General features: G+C 48.0%; 12 protein-coding genes. 3 read left to right on the top strand and 9 right to left on the bottom strand.

Features of this window, described 5'->3' with window-relative positions; translation table 11 throughout:
- Positions 1–24 precede the first annotated feature (24 nt).
- Positions 25–1,659, top strand: coding sequence for a methyl-accepting chemotaxis protein (locus AC3CIC_RS16515; protein WP_488516391.1), 1,635 nt, complete (start codon positions 25–27; stop codon positions 1,657–1,659).
- A 128-nt stretch (positions 1,660–1,787) separates the two neighbouring features.
- Here the strand turns inward: AC3CIC_RS16515 and AC3CIC_RS16510 are convergent, their stop codons facing one another.
- The gene (locus tag AC3CIC_RS16510; protein WP_488516390.1) at positions 1,788–2,915 is read right to left on the bottom strand and encodes a patatin-like phospholipase family protein; all 1,128 of its coding nucleotides are present in this window, start codon (positions 2,913–2,915) and stop codon (positions 1,788–1,790) included.
- Positions 2,916–3,199: 284 nt separating this feature from the next.
- Here AC3CIC_RS16510 and speB point away from each other — a divergent pair, with 284 nt between their 5' ends.
- Positions 3,200–4,114, top strand: coding sequence for an agmatinase (speB, locus tag AC3CIC_RS16505; RefSeq protein WP_488516389.1), 915 nt, complete (start codon positions 3,200–3,202; stop codon positions 4,112–4,114).
- 52 nt (positions 4,115–4,166) lie between these two features.
- Here speB and AC3CIC_RS16500 read toward each other — a convergent pair whose 3' ends face one another.
- Positions 4,167–5,084 carry an alpha/beta fold hydrolase gene (locus tag AC3CIC_RS16500; protein ID WP_016961549.1) on the bottom strand — a complete coding sequence of 306 codons (918 nt, stop codon included), beginning with the start codon at positions 5,082–5,084 and terminating at the stop codon, positions 4,167–4,169.
- A 406-nt stretch (positions 5,085–5,490) separates the two neighbouring features.
- Here AC3CIC_RS16500 and AC3CIC_RS16495 point away from each other — a divergent pair, with 406 nt between their 5' ends.
- A complete protein-coding gene (locus AC3CIC_RS16495) occupies positions 5,491–6,492 on the top strand; it encodes a LacI family DNA-binding transcriptional regulator (protein WP_488516388.1) in 1,002 nt (333 codons plus the stop codon).
- 83 nt (positions 6,493–6,575) lie between these two features.
- Here AC3CIC_RS16495 and AC3CIC_RS16490 read toward each other — a convergent pair whose 3' ends face one another.
- The 7 genes from AC3CIC_RS16490 to AC3CIC_RS16460 form a co-directional block, all read right to left on the bottom strand.
- Positions 6,576–10,037, bottom strand: coding sequence for a hypothetical protein (locus AC3CIC_RS16490; RefSeq protein WP_488516387.1), 3,462 nt, complete (start codon positions 10,035–10,037; stop codon positions 6,576–6,578).
- Positions 10,038–10,139: 102 nt separating this feature from the next.
- Positions 10,140–11,108, bottom strand: coding sequence for an ABC transporter ATP-binding protein (locus AC3CIC_RS16485; RefSeq protein ID WP_394209788.1), 969 nt, complete (start codon positions 11,106–11,108; stop codon positions 10,140–10,142).
- Positions 11,109–11,125: 17 nt separating this feature from the next.
- Positions 11,126–12,079, bottom strand: coding sequence for an ABC transporter ATP-binding protein (locus AC3CIC_RS16480; RefSeq protein WP_016961545.1), 954 nt, complete (start codon positions 12,077–12,079; stop codon positions 11,126–11,128).
- On the bottom strand, positions 12,079–13,017 hold the full coding sequence (locus tag AC3CIC_RS16475) for an ABC transporter permease (RefSeq protein ID WP_488516871.1): 939 nt from the start codon (positions 13,015–13,017) through the stop codon (positions 12,079–12,081). The genes AC3CIC_RS16480 and AC3CIC_RS16475 overlap by 1 nt, the downstream gene beginning before the upstream one ends.
- Before the next feature lie 48 nt (positions 13,018–13,065).
- Positions 13,066–14,046 carry an ABC transporter permease gene (locus AC3CIC_RS16470; protein WP_394209457.1) on the bottom strand — a complete coding sequence of 327 codons (981 nt, stop codon included), beginning with the start codon at positions 14,044–14,046 and terminating at the stop codon, positions 13,066–13,068.
- 51 nt (positions 14,047–14,097) lie between these two features.
- Positions 14,098–15,732 carry an ABC transporter substrate-binding protein gene (locus AC3CIC_RS16465; RefSeq protein WP_488516870.1) on the bottom strand — a complete coding sequence of 545 codons (1,635 nt, stop codon included), beginning with the start codon at positions 15,730–15,732 and terminating at the stop codon, positions 14,098–14,100.
- Positions 15,733–16,147: 415 nt separating this feature from the next.
- Positions 16,148–18,166, bottom strand: a complete 2,019-nt coding sequence (locus tag AC3CIC_RS16460; protein WP_488516386.1) for an alkyl/aryl-sulfatase — start codon at positions 18,164–18,166, stop codon at positions 16,148–16,150.
- Positions 18,167–18,228 lie beyond the last annotated feature (62 nt).

Below are 18,228 nucleotides of genomic sequence, written 5' to 3'. Positions count from 1 at the left end.
AAATATCATTTAAGGAAGGAAATCATGAATGCCTTGTCCATTCGGCAACGATTGTCATTAATCATTGCCATTGCGGTGCTGTCTTTGGTTTCAGTCACGACGATTACCCTTGTCGTGAAACGAGACAACATGCTGGAAGAACGTAAGAATCAGATCCAAGTACTTGTCGAAACAGCGGAGACCTTGGTCACACGGCTTTATCAACAAGCGCAATCCGGTGATATCAGCATGGAGGAAGCCAAGCAACAGTCGGTCAACGCTCTTGATGCCATGCGCTACGGCGAAAATGGCTACTTCATGATTTACAGCATGAACTCGGACATGGTTCACCACCCTATCGCGACCAATCTGATTGGTAAGAATCTGGCTGATTTGAAAGATGTTAACGGCGTTCATATCATCAGAGATCAAGTGGAAGCGGCAAAAAACGGGGGTGGCTTCGTGCAGTACCATTGGAAAAAAGCAGGACGAGACGATACGCCTTATCCCAAAGTGGCCTATTCCCTTCCCTTTACACCTTGGGGATGGGTATTAAATACAGGCTTGTATGTGGATGACGTCGATACAGTATTTTATCAAGATGTTCGCCGCTTATTGCTGTTAGTCGCCGCTATCGCCGCAGTATTGATGGCTATCTCTTTTACGATTGCTAATAGCATCACAACGCCGATCAATAACTTGAAAAACCTGCTGCAAAGCGCGGAAAAAAATCTTGATCTCACTGTTCGCTTTCGCCCAAGAGGCAAAAATGAAATCACCGATCTTGGCCGCGCATTTAACAACTTGATGAATGCCTTTGAAGAAACACTAACGAGTATCGCGTCTGGCGCAAATCAGCTGAATAATGAAGTCGCGAAACTGGAAGATCTTTCAGACCACATTGTTGGGGCATCCACCCGTCAATCTGAAGACACAGGCAGTATCGCGGCCTTAGTGGAAGAGTTCTCTGCCAGTATTCATACCATTTCCCATGATGCGGACAAGATGAAGTCGCTCTCTGACGAAAGTGGTATTCAAGCGCAGCAAGGTGCCACCAACATGCGCCAAACCATTGCGAACATGGACCAAATGTCGGAGAAATCTCAGCGCTCTAGCAGTGCCGTTTCGGAACTTGATCAACACTCGAAAGAGATTGAAGGCATTATCAGCGTCATTAACGATGTGGCTGAGCAAACCAACCTTCTAGCGTTGAATGCGGCAATAGAGGCGGCGCGCGCTGGCGATCAAGGACGTGGTTTTGCTGTTGTTGCCGATGAAGTACGAAACCTAGCGGTACGCACGTCAGATTCGACCAAACAAATAGCGTCCACGATTCAGGAATTGCGCTCAGGTATTGAAGCCACTGTCAGCCATATTGAAGACAGTGTGCTTGTGGTCAATGACAATATGTCGCAAACCCACTCAGCCGAGCAATCTGTGCGTGAAATGCACCAGAAATCGCAAGATCTCATCAATATCATTGAAGAAGTGTCGCGATCGCTACATGAGCAATCCAGCGCGAACCAAGAACTGGCAAGACGGATTCAAGACATCGCTGACATGGCAACAAACAACCACCAATCCGCGTTTGATGTACAAGGTTCGGCCCGCGAGGTAAACGGCCTTGTGAGTCAATTTAGGCGCTCTGTGGGACGCTTTAAAGTGTCTGCGCCCGCTTAACCGAATTTTTCACACTTCGTTCCTCCACTGCCTGTGTGAGAAAGTGAAAAGCCCCGAGATCGGGGCTTTTTGCGTTTTATACTGTTTTTATACTAGAAACTGCACGGTGAACTACCGCCGTGATTTTTCTACGACACTTTATCTAGCTTCTTTTTTTCCAGCCATCCGCCATGACATTGACGACGGTAAACGTGAGCCGGTAAACCTTCGTTTGGCTGCGTCCAAGGAGACGCTTCCAACGCTTGCTTCATATCTGTGTAACCACTTTCACGGCGCAGACGAATGGAACGGCGGGAAAACTCGGTATCACTCAGTGCGATATGACCTTGTATCGGATCAAATGTAATATGCACGATATCAATTTTCTTATCCGCCTTAAGGCTGGTCGCCGCTGGCACGTCCTTGTTGGTTAAGAGTTCTGGGGCTTTAGTCAGCAAATGGTCGAGATTGCGCTTGGCCACCAGTGCCTCAATGTGTTCACTGGTTCTGCTCGCGTATTGAATTTCTTTCTCTCGCCATAAGACTTCGTTCATGGTTTGAGGCAACTCACCTTTCGGATTCCACAAATCCACCATAAAGATCAGCAATTCGTCATCGCCTGCCAAGTCAAGAATGCCGTTCAATGGTGTATTGGAAACCACACCGCCATCCCAGTAATAATCATCTCCCACTTTGGTGGCGGGAAAACCGGGAGGCAATGAGCCACTGGCGACTGCGTGCGCAGGTTCAATCGTGTCAGTAAGGCTATCAAAGTAAACCAAGTCGCCATTAGTCACACTGGTTGCCCCAACGGTCAAACGCGCTGCGCCTTTATTGATCAGATCAAAATCAGCCAGATCGCTCAACGTGGAAAACAACGGTGTTGTGTCATAAAAGCTGGTTGCGCCTTCACCTGGAGGAGCAAGTAAAGGGCTAATCGGGCGCGGTGTGAAAAAATCAGGCTGACCAAACAATAATGCCTGCTGTGCGCTCGCATTATTGAATGTTTGCGCCATCACAGGCGGTATATCAATGTCTGTGCCGGGGCGTGATATGCGCTCCCAAAATTGCTCAAGTTTACTCAGTCGTTGCTCTGGCGCATTCCCCGCAAGAATAGCAGCGTTTAGAGCGCCAATAGAAATTCCTGCAAACCAATCAGGTGTAAACCCTGCTTCTTCAAGCGCCTGATACGCACCAATATGGTAAGCACCGAGTGCGCCACCACCTTGAAGCACTAAGCAAACTGTCGGTTTTTTCTTTCTACGCGTTGTCGCCATGATATTCCCTCAATGTGAAAGTTCTGCACTCTGTATAGACCACTATTCAAGACATCATGGTGAAGGTTTCTATTCACCGGACAACAAACCGAATGGAATCACAGTTTGTTGCAGCCCTGCCGCTTCATTACAAACAATGGCTGATTGCCGCAGAAAATAGACAAAGCATTTTCCCCTTGCTGCTACCTTGAAGAAAGGCACGCGTTTACTTGATAAGTTATGGTTATCGCGCCTGACCCAATTGCGCTTTAACAAAAGCGCACGAACGTGAAAAAGAGGCGACAATGGAAAACGTATTTTCGAGAAAAGATGACTCACTTTATTCCAATCCCTACTCGTTTCTCCGTCTCCCCATGGTCAACGATCCCACCGAGACGGAAGCGGATATCGTCATTTTGGGGATGCCTTACGATATGGCGACAACAGGACGCTCCGGCGCCCGTTTAGGCCCAGATGCAGTAAGACGTGCTTCAGTGAATTTGGCGTGGGAGGGTTTTCGTTACCCTTGGCCGTTTGATCTTAGAGATCGATGCAATATTGTTGACGCCGGAGATCTGGTCTTTACCTGTGGTGACAGTGAAAACTTCGTTGCTATGGCAACGGACGCGGCAAGTCACATTCTAGCCTCTGACAAAGCCTTACTAACGCTTGGCGGTGACCACTTTGTGACACTCCCCCTGCTTCGCGCCCACTATGCCAAATATGGTCAAATGGCATTGATCCATTTCGACGCACACACAGATACCTACAGCCAAGGTAGTCGTTACGATCACGGCACCATGTTTTATCACGCCCCGAGAGAAGGGTTGATTGACCCATCGTCTTCGATACAAATCGGGATCCGTACCGATTATGACAAAGACAATCACGCGTTCAATGTGATTTGCGCGGAAGCCGCCATTGATATGTCCGCCGAGGATATTGCCAACCACGTCAAAGCATTGGTGGGCAACCAGCCTGTCTATTTGACTTTCGATATTGACTGCTTAGATCCCGCCTTTGCCCCGGGCACAGGCACACCAGTGATCGGCGGCATGACCTCTGATAAAGCGCTACGAATTCTACGCGGATTGCGAGGTATCAATTTGGTGGGAATGGACGTGGTTGAAGTGAGCCCACCTTTTGACCATTCAGAGATCACCGCATTGGCGGGAGCAACCATCGCCACAGAGTTGCTTCACCTTTGGGCATCGAAGTAGTAAGAAATATCCGTTAACAGCTGCGACGAACGCGCGTTTCCACCCCTCATTGTTAACCCGCGTTTCGTTTTTGTTCATCGGCTGCTGGCTGTATATCGCGTTCATTCGGCTGAAGTGGCAAAGAATGATTTTCGATAAAGTGCATCACATCCTGCCGGTAAGATTTAAAAAACATATTGGGCGCATGACCGCAGCCAAGATAGTAATTCACTGCCATCGCAGGCTGCACTATGCGCATGCGTTTAACGATGTCTTTAGTGAGCACGTCGGAATGCAAACCATGCATCAACATCGTTGGCTGTCCTAGCTTGGTAAATTGACGCCAAAGATTCAATACAGGTGCATTTTCATCATATCCAGCAAGAATATTGGGGTCATAATGCGTCGTGTAGTGACCGTTATCCAACCGTCTGATCGAGGCTGAAATCATGGTTTGCCACTGCTGTGAGGTATGCGGTCCGAAAGGTTGATAAAGGGTTTGAAGGTATTGGTTAATTTCGCTGTAACGACGAAAAGAAATCGGTTTCTGCACGTAATGAATAATGCGCTTCAAAGCGTCGGCAGGCACTTCGGGCCCAATATCATTTAATACTAGTGACCCAATGCGATGGCGTTGGTCATCGCTCGAGGCCAGCAACATACCAATTAGCCCGCCCATACTGGTACCTACCCAGTGCACGCGGTCGCAATGATAGAAGTCCATCAACTTGACTGCCATATCAATATAGTTGGCGTAGCTATACTCATTTTTAGGGGATTCCGCCCACTGCGAAAGGCCTCGGCCTAACGTATCAGGCGCGATAACACGATAGCCTTTCGCTGCCAGTTCATCGCCAAGCGCGACGAAGTCGATGCTATTACGTGCTAAACCGTGCCAGCAAATCACGGTCTCCCCACCTTCGGGGTTCCACGTTCTAACATGAAGCTCTCGCCCATTGATAATTGGATACTGTTGCAGCATTTCAGACATAGTCAGTCACTCCTCCTGAGTATTAAATTATTTGACGTAATTCACATTTTCTCAACGTAGAATGCAAAATATTTTTTTTTACTCCCAGAATGCCCCCTTAAAGCGCCACTTTATAAAGACGTTGGTATCAAAAGTGTTAACAGTGGGCATTTGCACATAATGCAACCGCTTTCAAACTAGAAATGACGCGTTATTCGTGGCACAACTATCGATTGCATTCGGAAGTAATTTGGTATGACCCTCGCGTTAAAGCCGTTGTTTATAAGGCTGTGAGGTAGATAACTGTTTAGAATGTTGCGCTTTTCACCTTCATCGCTTTCCAAAAAGCCTTTGTGAATGTGTTTTATGGCATGTCTCGTATCGAATATAAAACGAGGGCATGTACTGGTACGTTAAGGAAGATCATTTGATTACCATAAAAGAGGTGGCTGAACTCGCGAACGTTTCTCAGTCGACTGTATCGCGTGCGCTAAACGGCCACGAGTCAGTTAAGGAGAAAAACCGTATTAAGGTATTCGAGGCTATCGAAACCTTAGGGTATCAACCCAATGCGTTCGCACAAGCACTTGCCTCTAACCGCTCGCACAGTATTGGTATGTTAGTTGGTACATTTGATGGCCCTTATTTTGGCCCCTTGATGCACCATGTTGAACGCATGGTTCGACAGAAAAACTACCATTTGATCATCACGAGTGGTCATGAGCAGCATGAAGAAGAACAAGAGTCTATCCGCTTTTTAAATGCGAAAAAAATTGATGGTTTAGTGCTCACATCTGACATGCTCAGCGATGCTGAGATTCTGCAAATTGTAGAGAAAACCCCTGCTACCATGCTGATGAACCGTTATATCCCTGAGATTTCGGACCAATGTATTTGCATGGATAACGAATGGGGGGGCTATATTGCGACAGAATATCTGATCAAAAATGGCCATCGCCGAATTGGTTGTATTACTGGCCAGCTAAGCAAAATTGATAGCCGTGAACGCCTTCAAGGCTATCGTAACGCGCTAGCAAAATATGAAATCGAATACGACCAAAACTTAGTGATTGAAGGTCGCTTTGATCACGATGGCAATGACACTGCAATCCGCCGTCTGATGGACAGGGATGACGAGATTACCGCCATTTTCTGCCTCAATGACAGCATCGCCTTGTCTGCTTACGGCGTGTGCCATGATCGCGGCCTAACAGTCGGTGAGGATATTTCCATTGTCGGGTTTGATAACCACGCATACAGCCCATTCATGACCCCGAGCCTTTCGACTATTAACTTCCCACTGGAAGAGATGGCATGCGAAGCGGCAAAAGGCGTATTGAACATCCTGAATGGCAAACCGCTAAACAACGTAACAAAACGTCTTTTCCCCGCTCTTATGGAGCGCGGCTCAGTAAAAGACATTAGCTGAGACGAAAAACGGCGTGTGACAGACAAAAAACAGCCGCTAATGCGGCTGTTTTTGTTATCAACGCTGCGAGATGGTTTCTTAGATCAGCTTGCGGCTTGATAAAGCACGCTTTCAGGCACATCTACAATCACACTTTCCACATCACCAGAGCGGCTGAAGATAAGTTTGCAGATCGATTCCGGCAAGCTATTACCCACCACTGAAATCATCTCTCCCGATGCCATTTTGACAACAATGGTCGCTTTCTCGCTATCTGTCAGACGATATAGGAACGGCACCTGACAATAGGTAAACGCCAATTCACCTGCATTCAATGTCATGTTCTGCGCGACACCATCAGCGCTCACGAACTCAAAACTTGCCTGTTTCGGGCTGAATTCGCTCTTCATCAGCAGTGTGGGCGCAATACGAATCGTGCCGCTTTCCACTCGCACACCCAGCTCACCAAAGCGCGTGATCACTTCTTCTTTCACTTGACCGGTCATGCCAGGTTGCTGTGCACCGGCATGTTTTGGCGTATGCGAATAAGGGTCAGCGGGGAAGGCGCCATATTCAGTGGGCGTTTTATTAAAGCTGATGCCATCTCTTACGCGATAATAATATGCCGCCAACGCCTTGGTGTCTGAACTGTCTGGGTTTTCCTTAAGGCTTTCAAAGTACACTTCTTGTACAGCAAGTAGCAACTTAGACACCATATGCCAGTAAATACAACCCAAACCTTCATAACCAAACATCGTGCCTGAACGTCCCGTGAACTCTTTGTGGTTGAACACGGTTTCGTAAAGCGCTTTGACGTCGTCAAACTGCGCATCAACAATGTGAGGGTAATCAGCGCGTACTGCACTCAGGACTTCTTTCAAAGCACCTGCATTTTCAAAGTCTGCATGGAAGTGGAAAACGCCATTCTGATCAGCTTTCACAATGCGCTTGTCACCGCTCTTATGCATTTCAGATAACAGACCGTTTTCTTTCACTGCGTCCAGAGAAATACTGTTTCGGTTCATAAAGTTCGGTAAATCACGATCAGGGTAAAGCATGAACGATTTCTGGTCCGTACGATACATGTCGCTGTTGAACAAACTATCCAGCAATGAAACCGCTTGCGAGCTTGTTAGCGCGCCCGAACTCAGTGCAGCTACCTGCCCTTCCAACATTGGGTATAGCGGCAATGATTCCACAGACTCGTTGCTGTATTGCACCACATTGTAAGCATTGAACAGGCCATCTTCACGAACGTTCGCCAGTGTGCTGCTGTGCAACAGATCTAAGCTGGTTGACAGAAATGCGGCAATATCCGCGCTATCTACATGCTCTTTGCCAGAGAAACCATTTTGGTGATAAACCTGCGCGCGATAACGGCTCGCGGATTCCACTAATTCTGTCAGCAATTTGTGTTTAGTCTGACGTGTCACGGCTTTCTTCTTCACATCACGCAACGCAGTGTTCAGAATATCCGTGGTTTCTTTTAGCCAAGTCGCGACTTCCGAAGAAAAACGGATTTTCTCTGGTGCATTCACAAACACACCTTGTAGGAACTCAACATAGCGGCGCATGTAATACAGCGTCACCATTGACAAGCCATTACCCACAATCGCATTGTTCGCATCGTTCCACTCAGGGCGCTGAGTATTCAGCCACACGCCACCGTCAACCACCCAGTTGCTAAGCTTCGCAAGCAAAGGCACCAGCAGTTTTTCTGACAGGTTGACCAGATACACTTCGCGATCCGAGTCCAGTAACAGCTTACCGTCACTGCCTACCATTGAAGCAAGCTTCTCTGTCTTCGCTTGCAGGTCAGTATCAAACGTCACCGTGTCTTTCGGGGTATCAAACAAGGTTTTCGTGTCGCCTATCAAGTACGGCACGTTCGCGTAGCTGTAGATTTCTCGCGTCAAATTGGCTGAAAGCTGTGACGGCTCAAAGCGCTCTGACCACTCAAGGAATTTCAGCAAATAGATGATCTGATGATCACCCCAATAACCGATATTGCTCCACGGATCATCAGGTTCCAATACTTCCCAATCGATCCCGTCTTTGGTAATGCGATACGGGTTATACCCATCAATGGTGGATGCATTGACGAACTTGGCAATGAACGAACGCAGATAGCCCGGATAGCTCAACGCCAACGCTTCCCAGTTTTGGAAAATGTCACGCCAGTTACCTTGATAAGCCAACAGCGGGTTGCCTTCCTTATCTTTGACCTTGATATCGTAGTGGTTCCAAGGGCGACTCGGGTCGCCATGGCGACGGCCAAAGGTCAACGGCAGGTATTCGTAGCAAAGGCGCACTAACTGAATATCATCTGCTTGCTCGGCAAGTTTGATCAGCTCACTCTGTGTGAAGCGCTCAGGCAGCGCGTTGTAGAACGCCTGGTTGCGTTGGAACACATATTGGTTGGTGAGATGAGCTGTATGCAATACATCTTCTTTACGTAGCGTATAGCCCTGCTCAAACACACCCCCGCGCATGGCATTAAACAATACGTTGGCGTAGTGATGGTTGCTGGTTGCTTCATCCGCAGAGAACTGCCACCCGTCAACGGCACTGATCAATGCCACTAGCTCTTGGCGATTCTCTAGGCAATCTTTGTCAATCCGTGCTTTCAACGCGGATGTATCTTCGAGTTGCGCACGCAATGCCACGATGTCTGCGTGATCTTTCCCAGTATCAAGCACCATCATCCATTGATTTGATTCGCCTGCTTTTAGGCTCACCAACTTATGGATAAAGTAAGCGCCGCGCACACCACGTGTCAGGTTTTCACTTTCAATCACATCACCGCGCTTAAACGCTGGCAACTGTTGGCTACTCAGTAGGATGTCTGATTCATCACTATCAATACTGAATACCGTGTTGGTCAGCAGCGCTTCCGCGGGATCAGCACGGTCACTCAGTTTGGCGTACATGCTGTAAAGCGCCAGCGTGGAACCTTCTTCTTTTTCGTTCCACTTGTAGGCATCAACTAATGCACTGCGCGTTTGCAATGCCGCCATCGGGGCACTGTGTGGCAATAGGTTTTGCACGCCATCAAGAATTTCAATCGCGCGGTGTTGACCGGAGAAATCCGTGAGTTCACTGCGGCGAACAAAACCAACATTGTTGCCACTTTCCCAGCTGTACTGGAAGGTCAGGCGCAATGTCTGGTTAATTTCTTCAAACACCACTTTATCGCCAGTGATGTTTTTGTATAAGTTACGGCTCACGGAGAATTTGCCGTCATGTTGTTGGTTGAACGGTTCCCACGTGACCACATCGCCGCCATTAACTTCTAGACGAATAAAGGTCTTAGGGCCGGTGTTGTCCGCACTTTCATGAATTAAATCGACTGAACGGTAAGGGAAAATCGCATTTTCTGGATTACCGCGACCGGCTGACAAGCAGCCAGTTGATGACGCAAATAACCAGTGATCGTTAGCCGATACCACGCTCATGAAAAACGCGGGCATGTGATCGACATTCTCAATGCGATAAAAACGTTCGCCTTTATTATCAACGAATTGCCCTTTAACTGCGGCACTTGTCAACTTAAAACACTTGTCCATAATTCTTGGTTCCTAACAAAAGAAAGCGCTTTCTTTTCTAGTCAAATAAAATCCCGACTCGGATTTCTATCCTTCATCGGGAAATCTCTAGGTAAAAGCGATTTATAGGTGGTGACACCTTGCATAATGACCGGGACGAACACGTGTCGCCTCGGGCATTGATTGCGTACATGTATCGGTTGCTATTGGGCAACGCGACGCAAAAGGACATCCGACACTGCTTGGTTTCCAGAGCGGAATATCACCTTTCTTAACAGACAAATCGCGACGTCCTGCTTTTCCGACTTCTGGCACTGCTGATAACAGCAATTTAGAATACGGATGTTGCGGGTTCTGAGTCACGCTGTCACTTTCGCCCCATTCCACCATATGACCCACATACATAACTGCGGTCTTCTCGGCAAAATAGCGCGCTGTTGCAATATCGTGTGTGATATACATGAAGGCGATCCCATGTTTGTCCTTGAGATCCGCCATCAAATTCAAAATGCCAAGACGCACTGAGACGTCAAGCATTGAAATCGGTTCATCCGCCAGAATCACTTCTGGGTCAACCGCAATCGCCCGCGCAATGGCGACTCGCTGGCGTTGACCTCCGCTAAGCTCATGCGGGAATTTTTGTGCCGTTTCTACGGCTGGCGACAACCCCACCAGTTCTAGCAAGGCAATCACTTTCTCGGTGACATTCTGCTTGGTTGCACGCTGGTGTATTAACAACGGACGCGCAATGTGATGGTGAATATTGTGCACCGGATTTAGCGAGCTAAACGGGTCTTGGAAAATCATTTGTACCTGTCGGGCATACTCCAGTTCGCCATATTCAGACACATAGTCTGCCAACGGCTTGCCTTTGAACGTAATGCTTCCGCCCGTTTCTTTGTAGATGCGAGTAAGAATGCGCGCACCTGTGCTTTTTCCAGAGCCCGACTCGCCCACAATTGCGAGTGCTTCGCCTTTTTTAAGGTCAAACGACACATCGTTAACGGCGCGCATCAAATGGGTCTTTGAATGCCCAATGCGAAAATCCATCATCAGGTTTTTGATTGAGAGAATCGTTTCGTTGTTATCCATCATTCTTCTCTGCCTCTCTAAACCAAATGGCACGATACTTGGTGCGCAGGTGCGACCGTTTTCAGCATCGGTTCATGTTCGGTACACGGCGAAAAGCATTTGCTACAACGTGCCTGAAAATTACACCCCTGCGGAATTTGCAGCAGGTTAACGGGATTACCTGGAATGCCGTATAAACGCTCTTTCGGTCCATGAATGGTCGGAAACGAGGAGATCAATCCTTGTGTATACGGGTGCTGCGGTGCACCAAACACAGTTTGCGCGTCACCTAGCTCAATCATATTGCCCGCGTACATCACGCCAATGCGATCGGCAATTTCACCCATCAAGCTCAGATCGTGGCTGATAAACAATATCGAAAAGCCAAATTTCGATTTCAAATCGTAAAGCTCATTCAATATTTCACGCTCAACCACCACATCTAAAGCCGTGGTTGGCTCATCCATAATGATCAGTTTTGGTTCAAGCGCTAACGCAATCGCAATCACCACACGCTGACGCATGCCGCCGCTTAGTTGATGCGGAAACGCGGTCAAACGATCTGGATGAATACCCACGGTTTGCAGAAGCTCGGCAGCTTTTTCATACGCTTGCTTTGGCGTGACTTTCTTGTGCGCCAGCATGACATCTGTTAACTGTTCCCCAATCGTGATCACTGGGTTCAGTGAATTCATGGCACTTTGAAACACCACGGACACTTCGTTCCAACGAAATGCGCGCAGTGCTTTGTCGTTCATTTTCAGCACATCCTGACCCTTGTAGAGGATTTCCCCTTCAGAGATCAGTGCCGGTGCTTTGTGAAGACGCGATATCGCGAATGCCAAGGTACTTTTACCGCAACCGGATTCACCCGCAATGCCGAGCGTTTCACCTTCTGCAATAGAAATACTGACGTTGTTCACGGCACGCGCCACGCCATTCGGTGACACATAATCGACGCAGAGGTTATTGATTTCTAATAATTTTGACATTACAACCCTCTCCTCTTATCGGCGATTTTCTTCAGCTTATGCCACAACTTCATGTGCGGACCCGTTTTGAGCTTTGGATTGCTCACTTGGTCTATCGACATGTTGATTAGCGCGAGTCCACCGCCGGTGATGGCCAGTGCCAACGCTGGCACCATCATTTCCCACCACGCGCCGGTGTATAACGCTGAGGACGTCTGCGCCCAGTAGAGCATGGAACCCCAGCTCACTTCGGTCGCGTCGCCCAGGCCTAAAATACCTAACCCTGCCTCGGAGCCCATTGCATAAATAACAGCACCCAAGAAGCCGCCAAACACAATGGAAACAAGGTTAGGCAAAATCTCGACCATAATTATCCGCAACTTAGATTCACCCATTACCTCCGCAGATAAGATGAATTCTTTGTGGCGAATTGCCATGGTCTGCGCACGAATAACACGTGCCCCCCATGGCCAGGAGGTCAACCCCAGTAAAAGTGTTATCACCACGGAACCCACTTGCCCCAAAAATGCCGCGAGCACAATGAGCAAGGGAAGCTGCGGAAACACCAAGAAAACGTTTGTTATAAAATTCAGGCGCTCATCAATCTTGCCGCCAAAGTAGCCCGCAGAGACACCCACGGCGACAGCCAATGTCATGGCAATCAAACCGGCAAACAAAGACACGGTGAGTGTTTTACGAGCGCCGTGGAGCACTTGGCTGTATACATCACGACCACTGCGCGTGGTGCCCATAAGATACTGCGCACTCGGTTCCTGATGCGGACGCGCCACCCGTTTTTCAGGTGAATACGGCGCCAGAACGTTGGCAAAAATTGCGCCCACCAGCACGATGGCCAGTAGTAACGTGCCCAAAATCGCAGGCGGGTTACCGTAGAAAAAGGCGTAGATTGCGCCAAATGCACGTTTGATGCGTTTCATTCCACCGTTTGGCGATTTCATGTTGCTGCCTTGGCCTTGGACGCTTGTATCGACCGTTTTGTCCATCTCTTAACCCTCACTCGCAATGCGTGGATCAAGCCAGACATACAATAAGTCGGCGACAAAGTTAGCGGTCAAAACCGCTGACACAAGAATAAGCAAAATGGCCTGAATCAAAGGGTAATCACGCGCGACAATACCTTTCAGCAAAATGTTGCCAAGCCCCTGATAGTTGAACACCACTTCCGTCATGATCGAACCTGCAAACGAGAAACCAATGGCCATAGCAATGGCGGTCGCGACCGGAAGAATGGCGTTTCTGCCTGCGTATCGGCTCATCACGCGATAGCTACTTAAGCCTTTGGCTTCCGCCATGGTCACGTAGTCTTCACCCAGCACGTTGATCATGGCGTTACGCATGTTAAACACCCATGAGGCAATGCCCACCAACACCATGGAGCCTACTGGTAAAATGGCGTGCTCGAGCACACTGCTAATAAATGCGAGATTAAAGCCCGGATCCAGCGACGGGTCATAGGTATAAGCCAGTGGCAGCAAATCCAATTTGAGACCGAAAATGTAGAACAGAAACAGCGCGGTCACGACATACGGAAAATTACTGACAAACGCCAATACCGGCGGAACAACCTGACCAAAAAAGCCAGTGCGACGATAAGAGGCATACGTGCCAATGCTCACACCTATGATCAAAGACACAATCAGCGAACCAAGGGCCAAGAACAAAGTCCACGGCAAGGCATTGGCGATCACGTCAGACACACTCACTGGGAACATCAACACAGATGGACCAAGATCCAACGTGAAGACACTTTTGATATACGCCAAATATTGCTCAAAGATATTGCCATCAAGGAAGCCATACATTTCGCGAACGGCGTCCATTTGCGCGGGATCCATCCGCCCTTGCGACGCAGCAAACAAGGCTTCTACCGGATCACCCGGCATCATACGTGGCAACATAAAGTTGAACGTAATCGCAATCAAAAAGGCGGAAAAATAAAACATAAACCGCCGCAGCAAAAATGGCATCGCATTGCTCCTTTCTAAGCCCCCCGATACTAGCGAGGGCTCGCGGTTTGGTTATTTAAGATGCAAGTTGTTCAAAATGATCACTCGCTTACCACCGTCATACCAAACTGGCTGAACGTATGGGTTTTCTTTGGTTGGCCAACCGTCCACTTTCTTGGTGCTGTACTGGAACCACGTAGGGTTTGAGAACAGTGGAATAAACGGCATGTTTTCTGCCGTAAAGGCTTGCAGCTTGTCCAAGATTTCTTTTTGTTCTTCGGCAGAACCCGTCTTACCAAAGCTATCAATCAATGCATCAATGTTAGGGTCATTCACACCGTGGCCAGCATGCCAGCCTTTGCCAACACGCGACGACGAGAAATATTCTTGATAAGCAATAATCGGATTGGTGGCAACCATCGACCAGTTAATCGCGACGTCGTAATTGCTCTCTTTGAGGTTCTTGTCGTATACCGCCCAATCAACAGTTTTGATGGCAGATTTGATCCCGACTTCATCGTAAAACTCAGTCACCATTTGGACCACTTGAATCCAGTCAGTCCAACCGTTGACCACTTCAATATCAAACGCCAGTGGCGAGCCATCCGCTTTTTCTCGGTATCCATCGCCATCGACATCTTTCAAGCCCGCTTCATCAAGCAGTGCTTTGGCTTTCTCTTGGTTGAACTGAGTCAAATGGCTGTATTTTTTTGAGATGTCTTTATTGATGTTGGTTTCATAAAGCTCGCCGATACCGCCAGCATTAAAGTTGGCAGTGGGGTAACCGTAAGCAGCGATATCGACAATCAGGTCGCGATCAAGCGCCATGGATAACGCCTGACGCACGCGCAGGTCGCTAAAAGGCGCTTCTTTTGTATTCAAATACAAATGGATCGCGTCGTTTGCGGGGTACCAAAAATGGTTGTTGGCTTTATCACGCGCGACAAAGGTAGATTCAATATCCGCGATAAAGTTTGAACCCCAATCGATTTCGCCTTTCATCAGCGCAGGCTGAATTTGGGAGTTATCGTTGTATGAACGAAAGCTCACACAATCAAGGTAAGGACGCCCTTCAAGGTAGTAATTCGGGTTGCGGCAAAGCTCCATTTGTTGCGATTTAAGGAACTTTACTGTGGTCATTGGGCCGCTGCCCACAGGATCTGGATTAGTAAAGGTGGTGAGGTTTTCAACCCCAGACCATTTGTGCTGGGGAACAATGTGGTATTTTTCCAGGTTCCAAATGAAGGTGGAATCTGGCTCTGCCAAGGTAAACACAACCGTGTTGCCGTCTTTCGCTTCTACCGACTGCAAATTGCCACCCGACCAAATACCTTTGAGATCGAACGCCGGGGAATTTTTTGTCAGCACAAAACTGAACACCACATCGCTTGCGTCAAGTGGCTCGCCATCAGACCACTTCAAGCCATCACGAAGTTTTACGGTGATGGTTTTCAAATCGTCAGAATAATTGGCAGATTCTGCCAAACGGAAGTTCGTCTCTCCCGTCATGTTGTTGAACACCATTAAAGGTTCAAACATGATGCCGTGGAACACATCTTTAGACGTATAAGGGTTAAAGTTTTCAACAAAGCCGGTGGTGATGATGGGCACATTGAGCGTGCCACCCTGCTTAATCTCAGACGCAGAAATGCCAGCACTTAGCAACGCACCACACACGATAGAAGCGAGGAGTTTCTTGTTTTGCATCATTCCGTCCTTTGTTTTTATAAATTATTGATCTGCCGAGCTAACGCCTTGCCACGCACTCAGCAAAAACCTAACCATGTCTTTCATTTGTAAAGTGTAGCCAACCCGTAAACAGCCATAGGTGTAAACATCACCAAAAGAAAGCGCTTTCTTTTCACGTGATATTAGAAAAATGCTGAGAAGCGACAAGCTGCCATTTACTTTTTTGTAACATCGGTCACAGATAAGCCAACAGGGAATTATCGGTAATATCACTAATGAGATTTATTGCATTGTTACAGAATAGTGTGTGGTCGATATTGCAGATTTTTGGCCGTCAGCAACAACGTAAGGACAAGCCAAAAGCCTGATCCCGTCACCAACGAAAAATCCCCCAGCCGAGGCTGAGGGATTTTTATGACGCTATGTTAGGGGTTTATTTGTTTGGCATGGGTAGAATTTCAAACATACCGTCAAACTCGTCTAAAGTCCCTGCCAATGATTGTATTAGGCTAGCGTCTCCTTTCAGTGTCGCCTTACCTTCTTTCACCAATGCGTTTAGCGTTGTTTTACCCAATACAACTTGCGTGAAGTCGTTCTTGCTCACTGACAGTGCAACATCGGTTTGCGGTAACTGCTCTACTTGGATATTCGCCATGTTCGCGTTAGAGACTTCGCCATAGTAATGTTCTTCTAGCTCAGGGTGCGAGACCGCGAAACGGAAGTCCAAATTAGCGAGTTCGGCTTTTTCAGCGTTGAGCTTCACCGCTACAAAATCAAGGAACATACCTGTTGGTGTATTTGCAATCACGTCTGCTGATGCAATTTTCACTGACGGCTGAATCTCACCAGTACGCAGTTCTACCGCGCCCTGCAAATACGAGTTACGCCATGCCATGGTTTCCGACTGGTAGCCTTGCTGTTCAAAGCTGTCTGCCAATGCAAAGCGATAATCAATGTTGCTTGGGTCGCATTGAACCAAATCATTGAACAGTTGCGATGCTTCTTGGTATTGGCCGTTGGTAAAGTGGACTTTGCCTGCTTTATACAGCGTATCCGCTCCTGCGGCTTCTACATAAACACACGATTTTTCTGTCGTCTGCAGTGGGTTGGTATTCACTGGGTTCATGTCATGATAACCAAGATACAGGTTGACCACTGCTCTTGCGTTATGGCTGTAAGAGCCGTGATACCCGTTGGTATGCCAGGTGTCTTTTTGTGTTTGCGGCACAATTTTTTCAATCTCACGACCCACATCGTGAACAGTGACACCGTGATTAGCTAAACGCATGGATTGATTGTGAATGAAGCCATAGTTGTCTCTTTGCAGTGCCATGTATTCTGAGATTTCATTCACTTTTGTGTCAGCATCGTTCCACACAGGTGCAGAGTGCGCCGCATGAATGTTGTCTACCAGCCCGCTATCCACAAAACGTAGCTTGAGTTCAGTGAGATATTTGGTCCACACCAGTGCATCACGCACTTTCGCGCCACGGAACGTATAGATATTGTGCATACCGTCATAAGTCAGCTCAGCAGTATTCAATGATCGATATTCCGGTACATAAAGCACGATTTCTGCGGGTGCTTCTGCCCCTGGCATGTTAATCGCGTGGAATGTTAGCCCATCAATGGTGATTTCTTTTTCACGCGGTTGGATCTCTTGCGTCGGCGCTACCAAGGTGACTTCACCACGCGATGTCCCCAAGCCCAGTGCGTTATCGACAATACCTTGCGGGTTGTTATCTAACGTTGTGCCGTATTGGTAGTTTGCACGACGCCCCATGGCGGTGCCTGCAATCACGTTTTCATCCGCAAGTTCTTTAATGAAATCTTTCGGCGCGTAAATCTGCGCGTCTTTTACCATGTCACCAGATTCGAGAATGCCGCGTGAACCCCCAAAGTGATCCGCATGCATGTGCGAATAGATCATGCCGGTGATTTTGTGTTCACCTTTAATTTTCGGCAGATGCAGCTTGGCAAATTCCCATGAAGCGGCCGCCGCTTCTCGTGATAACAATGGATCGTGAATCACATAACCATTGTCGGTGCGGTAAATAGTCATGTTGGACAAGTCGGCACCGCGAATTTGATACACGCCATCTGTCACTTCATACAGACCCCCTGCGGTGTAATTGAGCATACCTTGACGCCAGATTGACGGATTCACTGTGTCAGGCAATTCATCCACATTCATGGTGTCCATGTAGTCAAATCGTTGCTTCAACTCGCCGGCTTGGTGGCTGCCGAATTCTGCAATCAAACCACGCTGAGTGCGCTCAAACGCTGAGGTATCTTGCCAAGGCAGTTGCTTTGCCAGTCCTGCATTGGCTTGCTTTGTTTGTTCGGTAGCCGGTTTTCCTTTGTACGTTTCTAAACTGGCGTAATCCGCTGATGCGCTGAAGGAAACCATTAATGCGAGCGCAAGGGTAGAAGGTGCAAAACGTGTATTCATAGACTGTCTCTCTCTTGTATGTTTTTTGCTATGAACACAATGTAAAACATCAACCCATCAGG

The organism is Enterovibrio sp. QJM3NY_24, assembly GCF_057786035.1.
Note: the sequence above shows the minus strand (reverse complement) of the source record. Positions and strands in the feature narration are given on the sequence as shown.

Excerpts from the sequence above, each read along its gene's own strand:
- AC3CIC_RS16510 (WP_488516390.1), bottom strand. The coding sequence starts at position 2,915 with ATGGCGACAACGCGTAGAAAGAAAAAACCGACAGTTTGCTTAGTGCTT.
- AC3CIC_RS16490 (WP_488516387.1), bottom strand. The coding sequence starts at position 10,037 with ATGGACAAGTGTTTTAAGTTGACAAGTGCCGCAGTTAAAGGGCAATTC.
- AC3CIC_RS16515 (WP_488516391.1), top strand. The coding sequence starts at position 25 with ATGAATGCCTTGTCCATTCGGCAACGATTGTCATTAATCATTGCCATT.
- AC3CIC_RS16480 (WP_016961545.1), bottom strand. The coding sequence starts at position 12,079 with ATGTCAAAATTATTAGAAATCAATAACCTCTGCGTCGATTATGTGTCA.
- AC3CIC_RS16460 (WP_488516386.1), bottom strand. The coding sequence starts at position 18,166 with ATGAATACACGTTTTGCACCTTCTACCCTTGCGCTCGCATTAATGGTT.
- AC3CIC_RS16485 (WP_394209788.1), bottom strand. The coding sequence starts at position 11,108 with ATGGATAACAACGAAACGATTCTCTCAATCAAAAACCTGATGATGGAT.
- speB (WP_488516389.1), top strand. The coding sequence starts at position 3,200 with ATGGAAAACGTATTTTCGAGAAAAGATGACTCACTTTATTCCAATCCC.
- AC3CIC_RS16475 (WP_488516871.1), bottom strand. The coding sequence starts at position 13,017 with ATGAAATCGCCAAACGGTGGAATGAAACGCATCAAACGTGCATTTGGC.
- AC3CIC_RS16500 (WP_016961549.1), bottom strand. The coding sequence starts at position 5,084 with ATGTCTGAAATGCTGCAACAGTATCCAATTATCAATGGGCGAGAGCTT.
- AC3CIC_RS16470 (WP_394209457.1), bottom strand. The coding sequence starts at position 14,046 with ATGCCATTTTTGCTGCGGCGGTTTATGTTTTATTTTTCCGCCTTTTTG.
- AC3CIC_RS16465 (WP_488516870.1), bottom strand. The coding sequence starts at position 15,732 with ATGCAAAACAAGAAACTCCTCGCTTCTATCGTGTGTGGTGCGTTGCTA.